Source organism: Roseibium sp. HPY-6, from assembly GCF_040530035.1.
Taxonomy (GTDB): domain Bacteria; phylum Pseudomonadota; class Alphaproteobacteria; order Rhizobiales; family Stappiaceae; genus Roseibium.
In genome coordinates, this window is sequence record NZ_JBEWCD010000003.1 from 170,005 (window position 1) to 184,426 (window position 14,422).

Sequence of the window (14,422 nt, forward strand, 5' to 3'; positions counted from 1 at the left end):
GACGCCCAACTTGGAAAAAACCAGCTCAATCGTTCAGCCGGAAACGCAAAAATACCGTACGCTGCAGCATGGACCGGTTGTTGTCCGACAGGAGCGTCAGAATTGTCTCGCCCTGCTCGGTCTGGTGCACCGCGAGCGCTTCCATATTGTCGATCTGGTAATTGAAATCCGCTTCCAGCAGGACGTCACCCTCAAGCACCGCACCGGGTCTGATCGACGCAGCATCGAAGCGGCGCAAACGCAGACCGATCAGGTCTCGCAGATTGAAGCGCCTCTCCATCAGGACAAGGTCGCCGTTTGGAAGAAACGCCGCATCCGTGGCGTCGAAGCGGTTCCGGCGTTTGATGGCGAACCGCTCGAACCCGTCCGGCCCGATGATGAACGCCGAAAAATCATGCGCGTCGCTCGGGCTTGATTCCGCAACGGCGATCATTTTCCCATGAAGTGCGCTCCCTTCAGGTGCCGCTTCGAGGGATTCAAGACCGGCGTTGCGCGGCAGGGAGCGCACATCTTCCGGCAAGCTGACCTGGCCCAGCATACGTTCCTTGCCCGTCGTGAGCGGCCAGGGATAGTGATAGATTGCGTTCTTGAACTCTGCGGTAACGTATAGACCGGAACCTGCAAGTGTCACGGCTTCCGTGTCATGCCCCCAGCGCGCCTGCAGGGTCTTGCCGTCGGCACCCAGAAGCGGCGCAAAGCGAATGTTCCTGATGTCGTTGGGAGCGCCATCTTCGGCCTGATCGATCTCGCCGCTGACCCAGTGACCATTGTCGGTCACCGCAAGGAAACGCTTCCCTTTGTCGAGGGAGATCAACCCGGACAGCCCGCCCACCTTGCGGTCCGACGCGAGCAATTCCAGTCCTCCCAGGAAGGTAAGGTCGCCAAACGTCGTCTCGGGATGACCTATCTGAAAGGTCTCAATTGCCCGGGTCCGTGCTTTCACCGGCTTGCCGTCCGTCAGGATTTCCTGAACCTGAGCGGCAGGAGCACGCGCGGCATAAGGTGTGAGCAAAATCAGAACGGCAAAAGCGATGCTGAAACACACCTGTCTCAATCGCATCGCCATCCCTGCCCGGTATCCTATCGGCGACCGCCGCGGCGTCTGCCACGGCTTTGATACTCTTGCTGCACCTCGTCGTCGAACAGGTCTGCGAGCTGGTCCGTCATCGCCCCGGCCAGTTCTTCCGCATCCACGATCGTCACGGCTCGCCGGTAGTAGCGCGTGACATCGTGGCCGATCCCGATGGCAATCAGCTCGACCGGGGAACGTGTTTCAATTTCCTCGATGACAAAACGCAGATGCCGTTCCAGATAATTCCCCGGATTGACGGACAGTGTGGTGTCGTCGACCGGCGCACCGTCGGAAATCATCATCAGAATGCGGCGCTGCTCCGGACGGCCGAGCAAGCGGTCGTGAGCCCATAGCAGTGCTTCGCCGTCGATGTTTTCCTTCAACAGGCCTTCGCGCATCATCAGGCCGAGATTACGGCGCGCGCGGCGCCAGGGAGCGTCGGCCGATTTGTATATAATGTGGCGCAGGTCGTTCAAACGGCCGGGCGTTGGCGGTTTGCCAGCACCGATCCAGCTCTCCCGCGACTGTCCACCTTTCCAGGCTTTTGTGGTGAAGCCGAGGATTTCCACTTTGACGCCACACCGCTCCAGCGTTCGCGCCAGGATATCAGCGCAGGTCGCAGCGACTGTGATCGGCCGCCCGCGCATCGAACCGGAGTTATCGAGAAGCAGTGTCACCACGGTATCGCGGAAATTCGTATCGCGCTCCTGCTTGAAGGCAAGCGGCGACATCGGGTCGGTGACTGCCCTGGTCAGACGCGCGGTATCGAGAAGGCCTTCTTCCAGGTCAAAGTCCCAGGCACGGTTCTGCTGTGCCATCAGTTTTCTCTGAAGCCGGTTGGCAAGCCGCGCGACAGCACCCTGAAGATGCGTCAGTTGCTTGTCGAGGAAGCCGCGCAAGCGATCCAGTTCAGCGGTGTCGCAAAGCTCTTCGGCTGTGACCGTCTCGTCGAATTGCTGCGTAAAGACCCGGTAGTCAGTCTCTGGCCTGTTGGAAAAAGGCGTGTCCTGCCGGTCGCTTTCACCCGGCTCCTCGGAATCCTCCGCCATGTCCTGTTCGACGATGTCTTCCATATCCATGTCGGCGGCTTCTGTGTCGCCGGCTTCCTGCTCTTCGCCGGAAAGCTCCATGTCCTGCGGCGAGGCTTCCTGCTCCCCGCTGTCGTTTTCGTCGTCTTCGCCGGTTTCGGATTCTTCGTTGTTACCGTCGTCTTCACTCTGGTCCGGATCGGCGTCCTGATCCTGATCACCCAGGTCGTCGCCCATATCGAGCGATTTGAGAACATCCCGGAACCGGTTGGCAAAGGAACTCTGATCCTCGACCTCAGACTGAAGCAGATCAAGTTCGGCACCAGCCTTGTCTTCGACCCACCCACGCCACATGTCGACGAGGTTCTTGGCGCTTTCCGGCGGCAATTGGCCCGTCAGCCTTTCGCGCACGATCAGCGACAGCGCGTCCTGCAACGGCGCTTCTTCCCGGCTGGAAATGTCGGGCGCACCGGACTTTCTGAACCGGTCATCAAGCATAACGGCAAGGTTTTCAGCAACACCCTGCATGCGACGCGCGCCGACAGCTTCGCACCGCGCTTGCTCGACCGCCTCGAAAATCGCTCTGGCTTCCGATCCCTGGGGCAGGTTCTTCGAATGCACGGTCTTGTCGTGGCATGCGATGCGCAGCGCCATGGAATCTGAAAGCCCCCGTGTGACCGCAACGTCCCGGGCGGTAACTTTCCTTGACGGCTCTGGCAGCCGCGCCGTCATACCGCTCAAACCCGGCCGGTCCCCGGAAAACAGAACCTCCAGTTCCGCTTCGCCGGAGATCGCCCGCATGGTTCCACTGACCGACTGCTTGAAGGGTTCAGTCGAAGGAGCGGGCTTGTTTCCCGGAAGAGTGTTATGACCCGGACGTGGCGCCATCGAAGCCTCAGCTCATTACAACGTTGACGGAGGACTCCGGCAAGTCTTCACCGAAGCAGCGCTGATAAAACTCAGCCACCAGCGACTGCTCCATATCATCGCATTTGTTGAGGAACGTCAGCCGGAAGGCAAAGCCGACATCCCCGAATATGTCGGCATTCTCCGCCCAGGTGATCACTGTCCGAGGGCTCATCACGGTCGACAGATCGCCATTGATAAAGGCATTCCGGGTCATGTCGGCAAGACGCACCATCTTCGAAACGGTGTTCCGGCCTTCGTCGGTCTGAAAACTCTTGGCCTTGGACAGGACAATATCGACCTCGTTGTCGTGCGGCAGATAGTTCAGCGTTGTCACGATCGACCAACGGTCCATCTGGGCCTGGTTGATCTGCTGAGTACCGTGATAGAGGCCTGACGTGTCGCCAAGGCCCACCGTATTGGCTGTTGCAAACAACCGGAAAGCCGCATGCGGGCGGATGACCCGGCTCTGGTCCAGAAGCGTTAGCCGCCCGGACGATTCCAGAATACGCTGGATCACGAACATCACGTCCGGCCGGCCCGCATCGTATTCGTCAAAGACGAGCGCGACATTGTGCTGGTAGGCCCAGGGCAGGATGCCATCCTTGAACTCGGTAACCTGCTGGCCTTCCCGGATCACAATTGCATCCTTGCCGACAAGGTCGATACGGGAGATGTGACTGTCGAGGTTGACGCGGACACAGGGCCAATTCAGGCGCGCCGCGACCTGCTCGATATGGGTCGACTTGCCGGTGCCGTGGTAGCCCGTCACCATCACGCGGCGGTTATGCGCAAAACCCGCCAGGATAGCCAGGGTTGTCGCACGATCGAACAGATAGTCGTCATCGCGTTCCGGCACGTGTTCCGACGGCGCGGAAAAAGCCGGAACCTTGAGGCTGGAATTGAATCCGAAAACCTCTTCTACAGAAACCTCGGTGTCCGGCATGGCCATGGCCGCAGTCGTCGTCTCAGTCATCAGTCCTCCGCTGCCCCGGATAGTCGGGCAGGATCATTTGGGAAAAGCCGGCAGGACCCTGCTAGCTTAAAGGAAACCGGCTTTTTTCAGGACGTTATAGGCCTGAATGATCTCCCGCAGGCGGTCCTCGGAAGATCTGTCACCGCCGTTGGCGTCCGGATGGTTCAATTTCACAAGCTCCTTATAGCGCGCTTTTATCTCCGCGCCACGGGCTGTATGCGGCAGATTGAGCACATCCAGGGACCGTTTTTCAAGCGTTAGAAGTTTTCTCTGTCTCGGACGGCGCCCCTGTTCGGCTCTTTGCTGCGCATTGCCGCGCATTCTGGCCCTTGGATCATACCCGTCCGGTCCGTCGGCTGCCTGCTTGTTGACACCCATTTTCCAGGTCGGCCGATGTCCCGTCAGGCTGTCCTTCTGGTAGGAGCGCACATCGTCATCACCCATGCCGGTGAAGTAGTTATAGGACTTGTTGTATTCCCTGACGTGGTCGACACAGAAATTGAAATACTCGCCTTCGCGGTCGCGCCCCTTGGGCGCGCGGTGCATGCCCGGTCGCTTGCAGCCGGGGTGATCGCACACAGGATGGGTGTCCTGTGCAGCCCGCTCCTTGTCCGGCTTTACGCGGATACTGTCAAAGAGTTTTGATTCCAGTTTCATGTGGCTGAATATCGAATTCTATCAATGCGCGGGCAAGCCGCTTGGTGTTGCATTTCCCCGGTGTCCAAAGTTAATTTCCGCTCACCTTTTTTGCCGGGTCTCGAACAGCCCGACACTCTACCAGCCATGGCTGGACCCGCAAAGACTTGACTTTGAAAACACTGATCACACGTTGAGGATCATGACCACAAAAGACACGATAACCACCAAACTGACGACCGCATTTGCTCCTGATTTTTTGAATGTGATCGACGAGTCCGAGAATCACAGAGGCCACGGCGGGTGGCGGGAAGGTGGCGAAACGCATTTCCGGGTGCAGATCTCCGCCAAAGCCTTTGAAGGCATGAACCGCGTCGCCCGTCATCGTGCCATCAACGAATTGCTGTCCGAAGAGCTGGAGCACGGTGTTCATGCGCTCGCCCTGGAGATCCGGTCACCGGACGAGCCGGATCCGCGGGCGGCAAGAGTAAGTGGCGGCGCCTGACAGTCAGCCCTGCGCCGTAACCCGCGGCGTTTCGCCGCTGGCCGATTGTCTGACTTGGCCGAGCGGCATGATGCGCAGGCGCGTGACGCGATTTTTCTCCCGGCGCAAAACGGTGAAACGGAAGCCGTGAAACGTGAAGATCTGACGTTCTTCAGGGATCATGCGAGCTTCGTGAATGACAAGTCCGGCAATGGTTGTCGCTTCGTCATCCGGCAGGCTCCAGTCTGCGGCGCGATTGAGGTCGCGGATCGGGACCGACCCATCGACGATGACCGAGCCATCCGCCTGCGGGCGCAGGCCTTCAAGTTCCAGATCGTGTTCATCGGCGATCTCACCGACGATCTCTTCCAGAATGTCTTCCAGCGTCACCAGACCCATGACCTCGCCGTATTCATCGACGACGAGCGCAAAATGCGACTTGTGCCGAAGGAAAGCATTCAGCTGATCCTGGAGGCTGGTGGTATCGGGCACGAACCAGGCGGGTGCTGCAATGTCCAAAATGCTGATCTTCGTGGCATCGCCATCGGCCGCATTTAGGGCTCGCAGAAGATCCTTTGCGTGCAAAACGCCGACAAAATTGTCGCTTTCGCCGCGCCAGAGCGGCAGGCGTGTATAGGGAGCCGCCAATATGGCGTCGACGAGTTTTACCGGATCGTCGTCCGCGTTGAGCGCGAGCATATTGGTGCGGTGAACCATCACGTCTGACACTTCCAGTTCAGCAAGATCGAGCAGACCGCCGAGGCGGTCCCGTTCGCCCTTTTCCAGCCCCCCTTCGATATGCTGAAGATCGACAGCACCACGCAATTCATCATGAGCGGACAGGATGAAGGCATCGGCACCTACATTGACGCCCAGCAGACGTAGTAGGTGCCGCACAATCCACTCCACACCGGCAACGATTGGCCCGAAGACCGCAACGACAACGCGTACAATCGGCGAGACCATAAGCGCAAAACGTTCCGGATTCGAAATCGCCCAGGTCTTCGGAAGTACTTCGGCAAAAATCAAGACGAGCGCTGTCATGACCAGTGTCGCGATCGCGACGCCCGCTTCGCCGAACAATGTCAGGAACACGCTGGTCGCCAGCGCGGAAGCCAGAATGTTGACGAGATTGTTGCCAAGAAGAAGCGCGCCGATGAGACGTTCCCTCGAAGCGATCAGACGACTGGCGACGCGTGCGCGCCAGTCACCGGTCTTTTCCAGTTGCAGAACGCGTGCCCGTGATGCCGCTGTTAGAGCCGTCTCCGAGCCGGAAAAGAACCCGGACAGGAACAGGAGCACGAATATGGCCGCAATAGCCAGCCAGAGAGCTGTTTCCATCATCGGTCGAGTTTCTCCTTGAGAAATTCCAGGACATTTTCCGGGTCCACGCCTTTCTCGACAAATGCGGCTCCAATGCCGCGCGTCAAGATGAACGTGAGCGCACCGCGGCTGACTTTCTTGTCCTGCGCGATGATATCCATGAAGGTTTCCGCACCCGGCAACTGGCCAGGGATCTGCTGGATCCGAACAGGAAGTCCGACCTGGGTAAGATGGTCATGAACCCTTGCCACGGTGTCGTTGTCAATCAGTTCCAGACGCGCCGAGAACTCATGCGCCAGCATCATGCCGATCGAAACGCCCTCGCCATGCACCAGACGCTCGGTTTCGTAAGAGACCGCTGCCTCCAGTGCATGGCCGAAGGTGTGCCCCAGATTGAGGAGCGCACGCCGACCGGATTCAAATTCGTCCGCGGCGACCACATCCGCCTTGGCCTGACACGAGCGGGCAACGGCCTCGTCGCGCTCCGGCCCGCCGTCGATCACTGCTTTCCAGTTTTCCTCAAGCCAGCGGAAAAACTCCGCGTCTCCCAAAAGACCATATTTGGCGACTTCGGCATATCCAGCGCGAAAGTCGCGCGGAGGCAGAGTGTCAAGCACCGCGGTATCGGCAAGAACCAGGGCCGGCTGATAAAATGCGCCGATCAAATTCTTGCCGTGCCGTGAATTGATGCCGGTTTTGCCGCCAACGGAACTGTCCACCTGCGCCAGAAGTGTTGTCGGCACCTGAACAAAAGCCATGCCACGCCGCGTTGCAGCGGCAACAAACCCTGCCAGATCGCCGACGACACCACCACCAAGCGCAGCCACCGCATCGCCACGTTCAAGCCGCGCAGCAAGGACCTCGTCGCAAAGCCGTTCGAACTCGGAAAAGCACTTGGTGCTTTCACCGGCAGGAACGGTGAGAACGGTATGCTCGATGCCTGCTGCATCAAGGCTGGCGGAGAACCGGTCAAGATGCAATCGGGCAACTGTCTCATCGGCAATCACGGCCAGCCGCGCACCCGGCAGTACGGAGGCGATTTCAGTTCCCGCGTCGTCAATAAGGCCTCGGCCGATCTTGATATCGTAGCTGCGTGCGCCGAGATCGACGCGCACTGTATTCCGGGCTGATAGGGCTGGCGCCGCAATCGTGTCTGCCATGTCTTTTCTGGTTCCGAGACTTAAGTGAAAGACGAGGGTGAGGAGAACGTATCCTCCCCCTGAAAAAGGTATTGCGCCATTGCGACAACGATCTGATCCACCACGGCATCATGGGGAATGTCCTTGGATGTGACCGTCAGGGTTGCCTTCGCATAGACCGGTTCCCGCTCAGCCAGCAGCTTCCGCATGGTACCTTCCGGGTCCGGGTTTTGAAGAAGTGGCCTGGTCGCGCGGCGCCGGACGCGTGCCATGACTGTATCGAAATCCACCTTCAACCAGACTGAAAGGCCCTGTTCCGCGATTTCGGAACGGGTCGTTTCGCTCATGAAAGCGCCGCCGCCGGTTGCCAGAACCTGAGGTCCTTCGCCAAGCAACCTCGCAATGACCCGTTCTTCGCCACTGCGGAAATATGGCTCGCCATGCGCTGCAAAGATCTCCGAAACCGTCATATTGGCCGCACGTTCTATCTCGGAATCCGCGTCAACGAATTCAAGACCCAGGCGATGCGCGAGACGCTTGCCGACGGTCGATTTTCCGCACCCCATAATTCCGACCAGAACAATGGATCGCCGTCCGAGCGCCGCGGTGAGGCGATCAAGATCCACCGGTTCCGTTTTGGGATCGTCGAAGGCCGTGCCGACGTCCTGTGTCTTTTTGTTTTCAGTCATGGCTGCGTTGTACCATATTCGAAGGAAAAGACACGATGGGGATCACAGCCGCCGAATTTCCTTGTGTGCCTTGCGTACAAGGCCGTGTTCTTGAAACAATCCGGTATTCGATTCGCCCTCGGGAGATGTTACGTGCCCACCTTGACCCGCCTGCTGCTTGTGCTCGCCCTGCTCGGTGCGATCGGCTACGGCGCGATCTATAGCCTTGCGAATTTGGTCGATCCGCGCGAGCGGGAGATCACGGTCAGGGTTAAGAAAGACGGTTTCGGGCGCTAGGTCAGGACTTGGAGATGGCTACCGGCTTCGATCTGGAAAACTTCCTCGAGATGCTTGCTGCCGAACGAGGCGCAGCCGACAACACGCTGGACGGCTACCGGCGGGATCTCGAGGACTTTTCAGTTTTTCTCGGCAAAACGAAAATCGCCAACGCCCGGGACGACGACATATCCGCCTATATGAGCGATCTGACCCGGCGCGGCTTTGCGGAAAGTTCACAAGCCAGGCGTTTGTCGGCATTGAAGCAGTTTTTCAAGTTTCTTTATTCGGAAGGAACACGTCGGGACGATCCGACCCGGACAATGTCTGCCCCCAAAAAGCGGGGCACGCTGCCGAAGGTTTTGACGATGGAAGATGTCGACCGCCTTATCGAAACAGCCGGTGGCGAGGCACGAAAGCAAAAGGGAAGCGTTGCAGCACGACTTAGGGCGCAGCGCATGTACACGCTGATCGAAGTCCTCTATGCGACCGGCCTGCGTGTGTCGGAACTCGTGGCGCTTCCGGTCAGGGCCGCACTGCGCGACGAGCGGCTGATAGAAATAAAGGGCAAGGGCGGTAAAGAGCGTCTCGTTCCGCTGTCAATTGCGGCACAACTGGCGATGAAAACTTATGTTGCGCTGCGTGCAGAAGAAGGTGCCTACACCAAAAGCCCTTGGCTATTTCCATCACATGGAGACAGCGGCCACCTTACGCGCCAGCACTTTGCGCGCGAACTGAAAGACCTGGCGCTTGCGGCCGGACTGGATGCGTCCAAGGTCTCACCGCACGTTCTCAGACATGCTTTTGCCTCGCACCTGCTTCAAAACGGGGCGGATTTGCGTGTTGTACAGCAGCTGCTCGGACATGCGGATATCTCCACGACACAGATCTATACCCATGTCCTGGATGAGCGACTGCGGGAGCTTGTCGAAAACGCGCATCCATTAGCACAAAGATGAAAAACGTCTCTATTGCGCTGCAGCAATCGCGCGCCTAAACTCCGCTGCCTAAAATTTTTGCACCGGACGCCAAAAATGCTGCAACCAACCAGCGACTACGCAACACTGATAGACCGTTTCCGCTGGTCGCTTCCCCCGGTCTACAATATTGCGGCCGCTGTAAGTGATTGTTGGGCGCAAAAGGATCCGCATCGGCTTGCGATCCGTCATGTGTTGCCGAACGGCGCCAGTCAGGATTGGACACATCTCCGTTTGAATCAGGCGGCCAACCGCTGTGCCAATGCTCTTGCCGCGCTTGGGGTGGGCAGCGGAGATCGGGTCGCTCTTCTTTTGCCGCAAAGCCCGCAAACCGCGATTGCCCATATCGCAGCCTACAAGATTGGTGCGATCGCTGTACCGATGGCAGCTCTCTTCGGGCAGGAAGCGTTGCGGTACCGGCTCTCCGATTCAGGCGCAAAGGTCATTTTTACGGACGCACAAGGGCTGGAAAAACTTTCGGTAATCCGCGAAGCGCTGCCGGAGCTGGAAATTCTGATTTCTGTCGACGGAGCGGAAAGCCGTGCGCTTTCCTTCGACGCTCTGCTTGATCGTGCAAGCGATCGATTTGACACGCTGGACACCACGCCGAACGATCCGGCACTGATGATCTATACATCCGGCACAACCGGTCAACCTAAAGGCGTTCTTCACGGGCATCGTGTGCTGCCCGGTCATATGCCGGGCATAGAACTCTCCCAGAATTTTCTCGGTCAGGATGGCGACCTGCTATGGACGCCTGCCGACTGGGCCTGGGCGGGCGGGTTGTTGAACGCACTCTTTCCGGCATTGAAACTCGGTGTTCCGGTGGTCTCTTATGCGTCCCGGAAATTTGATCCGGAATTCGCGTTTCATCTGCTCGAAAGTCAGAACGTTCGCAACGCCTTCATTCCGCCAACGGCTCTGAAGATGCTGCGCGCGGTTGAAAGGCCCTCCCAAAGGTTTGCCTTGAACTGGCGCAGTGTCGGATCTGCCGGGGAATCCCTTGGACGGGAGACCTATGACTGGTTCCTGGAAGAGTTCGGTTTTCCCGTCAACGAATTCTACGGACAGACCGAATGCAATGCGATCCTCGGATCGGCTGCATCCCTTGGGGTGACGCGCTCCGGTGCCATCGGCAAGGAAATGCCGGGGCATGAGGTCGCTATTATCGACACCAGCGGCACGGTGCTCCCGGCCGAGACCCCCGGGCAGATTGCTATTAAACGGCCAGACCCCGTCATGTTTCTGGAATACTGGAACAAACCTGACGCCACGCGGGAAAAGTTTCTGGGCGATTGGATGCTGACGGGTGACCAGGGTGTGATGGATGAAGACGGCTACATTCATTTTGTCGGTCGGGACGATGACATCATCACATCGGCGAGCTATCGCATCGGACCCGGCGAAATCGAGGATTGCCTCATAAAACATCCAGCTGTTGCCCTGGCCGCAGCGGTCGGGAAACCGGATCCGCTCCGCACGGAGATCGTAAAGGCCTACATCGTTCTGAAACCGGATGAGTCTGCGAATGAGGAGCTCGAGAGCCATATCAGAACATTCGTCCGCGAGAGGCTTTCCGCGCATGAATTTCCGCGCGAAATCGAATTCATGGACTCACTCCCGATGACGACGACAGGAAAGGTCATCAGACGGAAACTGCGTGATCTCGCCCGCTCTGAAACAAGGCAGCAAGCGAGCTAGGAAGACCGGAATCTTGCCCGTGCTGCGCGGGCAGCGCTGCGCAATTTACGCTCCAAGGCAAGGTCTGCACCGCACAGCTGGATTTTGGCCTCTGCCACTGGCGCCGTTGACAGAATGAGTGTGCCCGTTTCCAGGCGGCCCCGCCACAAAGGCTCGATCATCGGATGGCCGGGAATGGCGAGGGAGTCGGCAGCCGTGAAGTCCGGCAACGCAAGGTTTTCCCGAAACGTGTAAAGGACAAGCTGGGCGCCTGGCGAGTAACGACTGAACTCCTCGTCGAAGGCAATTTTCCATGTAAAGACATGTCCGCTCTCGACAAAGCATACGATTGACGCGATCAGCCTGCCACCTGCGCGCAACTCGTCTATGCGGATCGAACCTGACTGTGAAAACGCGGCAACTGCTTCGCGTGAAAACTGCGCGGTCTTTGTGTCGCTTGCGAGCGCCGTCAGGCCGCGTCCTTTCCAGCCGGACGCTTCGAGATCCAGAAACGCATCGAAGTGATCGACCACCGCAGGACCGGTGATGCTTTCAAAACTGACATCTCCATGTTCTTCAAGTTTGCGCAGCAGACGCCGCATTTCCTTGCGGCGCTTGCCCTTGAAGGCATCGGCCAGCTGCTGCTCGCCTTCTTGCCCCGGTGCGTGAGCAGCCCGGCATGATCTTGAGTAGATCGCCGAAGTCATGCGTGCCGGGGCCTGCAAGCGCTCGGCTGTTTGGGTTGCCAATGGCAGAAACGGAAAGGCGAGCACTCCAAATGCTCCAGATGCTGCCTTGAAAAAAAGATCGACATGCTCACGGTCCGCTTCCGGATGCATCAACGGCGTTCCAAGCGGGGCGTAGTCACTTGTCCATGCTGTTGCAACAGGAACGAAGACGCCCGCGAGACGGCGGCCCACCGGACAAGACAAAAGCCAGTCACCCGATCGCTTGTTGCGAACCGTTACCAGGCTGATCCCTTTGACCTTGTGGTTTTTCAAAAAGGGGCGAAGGAACTGGGGGCCGAAGAACGGGTTGGGGTCAAGCGCATTGCCTGCGAGTGTTTTCCAGGCATCAACAGGCAGATCGCTGCTTAGGGGATCGAATGAAACGGCCTCAAGGGGCGCGGACATTTCGACATCAGCTTTCAACGGGCCGTCTCCCGTCCGAAAGCATCAACGGAACCACAAATGTTGTTACGTTCAGCCTTCGCTTTGCTGCCCACGCAAGCACGGTTGCTTCAAATAAGATTGCGCAACTCGTCGCGATTGCCGCTCCGGCCAGACCAAGCCAAGGAATGAAAATCAGGTTCAAAACAACATTGAGAGCAAAGGTCGCCGCATAAATTCCAGCGCATGTTTTCTGGTGTCCCGTCATCGACAGAAGCGCATCTGCCGGGCCGACGGAAGCGCGCGCGAGCACACCGATCAACAAAAGTGCGATGAGCGGGTATCCGCTCTCGAACCCATTGCCGAAGAGACGCAGCAACAGGGGCGCCACCAGCAGGAGCACTGCTCCAGCGGCAAGGGAGGGCCAGAACGTCCACAGGCTCGCCTGACGGGTATAGGCGGCAAGACCGGTTAGATCCTGGTTATGGATGTAGCTGGAAAACCGGTGCGCCGACGCGGCACGAACGGCGAAATAGACAAAATGAACCAGTGCCAATGTTCTGGATGCTGCGAAATAAACCGCAACTTCGTCTGGGCTTTGAAAGAAGCTCACCATGATCACGTCAGCGCTGGTAATCAGCTGCAGGAAGCCCTCGACCATGAGCATTGGTGCCGAGACAACAAGCCACGACTTCAGCTCAATCCGCGCCGGCCCGGGTGAGACCTTGCTGGGGAGTTTCTTCTTCAGATGAACATATTGGTAGGCAGCGACCAACAGAGTGGCCGCTACGGCAACAAGAGCCGCGGTTTCCGCACTTGCCGGAAACCCAAGGAATACCGCACATATCAGCAGAAAAAGGATGGCAAGCGGCCGCCAGATGTAAGTCGGCAGCATCGCCAGCGAAGGCCAGTCGTAGCTGCGTGCGATACCATCCTGCACAAGACCGAAGGCGAAAAAAGGCAGCGCCAGGAACACGATCACCAACGGCAGGGTGTAGTATGGCTCAATGGCCGGTCGCAGGAGGTAGACAAAACCGATCGCGCACGCCGCCGTCCCGAGGCCGAACAGAAACGCAGTCAGCCGGCTCGCTTTCAGGAACCCGCGCAGACCATCGAGATCTTCGGCCTGGCGATACTGGGGAATGAACCGGCTGGCCGATGTTGAAAAACCGCCACAAGCCATCACTCCCAGGACAATGACGAAGGTCCAGGCAACGGAGTAGATACCGTAGTCGTGCGCACCAAGCAGGCGCGCGAGCACAATTTGAGACAGAAAGGCAAGGGCAGCGCCGGCGACCCTGACAGCAAACGTTGACAACGCCATGCGTCCGGCCGCCTGTTTTTCCGACGCGGGTCCGGATGCGGCAGACGCAAATCGGTCAACGCTTTTGCCAAGCGCCTGGGTCCAGGTGGCGTCTTGAAAACGCTTTGTCCAGGAATAGGCGGTAAATCGCACGTTCGGGGCCCTTGAAAATACCTTTCCGTATTAATGTCATGAGGGGCTTAATATTCCGTGGCTTTCGAGGGCTGAATGTCGGCTCGCCTTCACAGATACGTGAGCCGGCACGACAATTCGGCAACGCAAGCTGAGACAAGCTTCCATGCATTCCGTCACGGTTTTAGTCTGTGAGACCCATCCAAAGACCATCGACACGCTCCCATAGTCGCTGCCGGTTCTTTTGACATTAGAACCAGATGGTCTGACCAAGGCAGTTGTTGATTTCGTTCCGAGACCACTCACCGGCCAGAAACCAGATCGCGATCGCGCGAATGTCACCGCCCTGCCTAATGTGAACGGCCGCATTCGCGCTTGACACAAGCGTGAAAATAAGAACAAATAGTGAACATATGAATTGCCTGAATCATTACAGCTCTGACCCGCGTTCAGATAAAGGCGGTTTGGGCAGCCATTGCGGATTAAGAGGGTTGCCTCCCCTTCGATCCGCCTTTCGATCCGGTCCCTGCTGTCGCCGCCAATGCGCAGGGGCCGGATCTTTTTTTGCCTTCACGCCCTTGGCCGAAAACCTCGGTATCCCAGACACAAACGGCGCTGAAAATTAACCTTAAGAAACGGTTGCGTAACAGTGCTTCCTCTTCTGCATTGCAGAAGTAATAAAAAAACCTTATAGAGCATTAGAGTTCTCTTAT

The 14,422-nt window shown here is 58.0% G+C and carries 13 protein-coding genes; 4 read left to right on the plus strand and 9 right to left on the minus strand.

The window, feature by feature from the left end; translation table 11 throughout:
- Positions 1-25 precede the first annotated feature (25 nt).
- From ABVF61_RS26700 to ABVF61_RS26715, 4 genes are all read right to left on the minus strand, one after another.
- Entirely contained in the window at positions 26-1,066 is a 1,041-nt protein-coding gene (locus ABVF61_RS26700; protein WP_353996657.1) for an esterase-like activity of phytase family protein, read from the minus strand.
- A gap of 14 nt (positions 1,067-1,080) precedes the next feature.
- Entirely contained in the window at positions 1,081-2,988 is a 1,908-nt protein-coding gene (cobT, locus tag ABVF61_RS26705; RefSeq protein ID WP_353996658.1) for a cobaltochelatase subunit CobT, read from the minus strand.
- A 7-nt stretch (positions 2,989-2,995) separates the two neighbouring features.
- Entirely contained in the window at positions 2,996-3,982 is a 987-nt protein-coding gene (gene cobS / locus ABVF61_RS26710; RefSeq protein WP_353996659.1) for a cobaltochelatase subunit CobS, read from the minus strand.
- 66 nt (positions 3,983-4,048) lie between these two features.
- Entirely contained in the window at positions 4,049-4,639 is a 591-nt protein-coding gene (locus ABVF61_RS26715; RefSeq protein ID WP_353996660.1) for a DnaJ domain-containing protein, read from the minus strand.
- A 181-nt stretch (positions 4,640-4,820) separates the two neighbouring features.
- Here ABVF61_RS26715 and ABVF61_RS26720 point away from each other — a divergent pair, with 181 nt between their 5' ends.
- Entirely contained in the window at positions 4,821-5,123 is a 303-nt protein-coding gene (locus ABVF61_RS26720; RefSeq protein WP_353996661.1) for a BolA family protein, read from the plus strand.
- A gap of 3 nt (positions 5,124-5,126) precedes the next feature.
- Here ABVF61_RS26720 and ABVF61_RS26725 read toward each other — a convergent pair whose 3' ends face one another.
- From ABVF61_RS26725 to ABVF61_RS26735, 3 genes are read right to left on the minus strand one after another with little or no spacing between them, the layout of a single operon-like run.
- Positions 5,127-6,443: an HlyC/CorC family transporter gene (locus ABVF61_RS26725; RefSeq protein ID WP_502950031.1), complete on the minus strand. Its 1,317-nt coding sequence runs from the start codon at positions 6,441-6,443 to the stop codon at positions 5,127-5,129.
- Entirely contained in the window at positions 6,443-7,585 is a 1,143-nt protein-coding gene (gene aroB, locus ABVF61_RS26730) for a 3-dehydroquinate synthase (RefSeq protein WP_353996663.1), read from the minus strand. Before aroB ends, ABVF61_RS26725 begins: the two co-directional genes overlap by 1 nt.
- Positions 7,586-7,605: 20 nt before the next feature.
- Entirely contained in the window at positions 7,606-8,253 is a 648-nt protein-coding gene (locus ABVF61_RS26735) for a shikimate kinase (RefSeq protein WP_353996664.1), read from the minus strand.
- 132 nt (positions 8,254-8,385) lie between these two features.
- Between ABVF61_RS26735 and ABVF61_RS26740 the strand changes: the two genes are divergently transcribed.
- From ABVF61_RS26740 to ABVF61_RS26750, 3 genes are all read left to right on the plus strand, one after another.
- Entirely contained in the window at positions 8,386-8,529 is a 144-nt protein-coding gene (locus tag ABVF61_RS26740; RefSeq protein WP_299478567.1) for a hypothetical protein, read from the plus strand.
- Positions 8,530-8,543: 14 nt separating this feature from the next.
- On the plus strand, positions 8,544-9,467 hold the full coding sequence (locus ABVF61_RS26745) for a site-specific tyrosine recombinase XerD (RefSeq protein ID WP_353996665.1): 924 nt from the start codon (positions 8,544-8,546) through the stop codon (positions 9,465-9,467).
- Between the two features lie 75 nt (positions 9,468-9,542).
- The gene (locus ABVF61_RS26750; RefSeq protein WP_353996666.1) at positions 9,543-11,186 is read left to right on the plus strand and encodes an AMP-binding protein; all 1,644 of its coding nucleotides are present in this window, start codon (positions 9,543-9,545) and stop codon (positions 11,184-11,186) included.
- On the opposite strand, the gene ABVF61_RS26755 is transcribed toward ABVF61_RS26750, so the two are convergent.
- Complete coding sequence (locus tag ABVF61_RS26755) at positions 11,183-12,316, minus strand: GNAT family N-acetyltransferase (protein WP_353996667.1); 1,134 nt, start codon at positions 12,314-12,316, stop codon at positions 11,183-11,185. The two genes, ABVF61_RS26750 and ABVF61_RS26755, sit on opposite strands and share 4 nt — an antisense overlap.
- The gene (locus ABVF61_RS26760; protein ID WP_353996668.1) at positions 12,306-13,730 is read right to left on the minus strand and encodes a lipopolysaccharide biosynthesis protein; all 1,425 of its coding nucleotides are present in this window, start codon (positions 13,728-13,730) and stop codon (positions 12,306-12,308) included. Before ABVF61_RS26760 ends, ABVF61_RS26755 begins: the two co-directional genes overlap by 11 nt.
- Positions 13,731-14,422: the final 692 nt, after the last annotated feature.

Coding starts and splice junctions, on each gene's coding strand:
- aroB (WP_353996663.1), bottom strand. CDS start 7,585: ATGGCAGACACGATTGCGGCGCCAGCCCTATCAGCCCGGAATACAGTG.
- ABVF61_RS26725 (WP_502950031.1), bottom strand. CDS start 6,443: ATGGAAACAGCTCTCTGGCTGGCTATTGCGGCCATATTCGTGCTCCTG.
- cobS (WP_353996659.1), bottom strand. CDS start 3,982: ATGACTGAGACGACGACTGCGGCCATGGCCATGCCGGACACCGAGGTT.
- ABVF61_RS26715 (WP_353996660.1), bottom strand. CDS start 4,639: ATGAAACTGGAATCAAAACTCTTTGACAGTATCCGCGTAAAGCCGGAC.
- cobT (WP_353996658.1), bottom strand. CDS start 2,988: ATGGCGCCACGTCCGGGTCATAACACTCTTCCGGGAAACAAGCCCGCT.
- ABVF61_RS26700 (WP_353996657.1), bottom strand. CDS start 1,066: ATGGCGATGCGATTGAGACAGGTGTGTTTCAGCATCGCTTTTGCCGTT.
- ABVF61_RS26745 (WP_353996665.1), top strand. CDS start 8,544: ATGGCTACCGGCTTCGATCTGGAAAACTTCCTCGAGATGCTTGCTGCC.
- ABVF61_RS26735 (WP_353996664.1), bottom strand. CDS start 8,253: ATGACTGAAAACAAAAAGACACAGGACGTCGGCACGGCCTTCGACGAT.
- ABVF61_RS26720 (WP_353996661.1), top strand. CDS start 4,821: ATGACCACAAAAGACACGATAACCACCAAACTGACGACCGCATTTGCT.
- ABVF61_RS26750 (WP_353996666.1), top strand. CDS start 9,543: ATGCTGCAACCAACCAGCGACTACGCAACACTGATAGACCGTTTCCGC.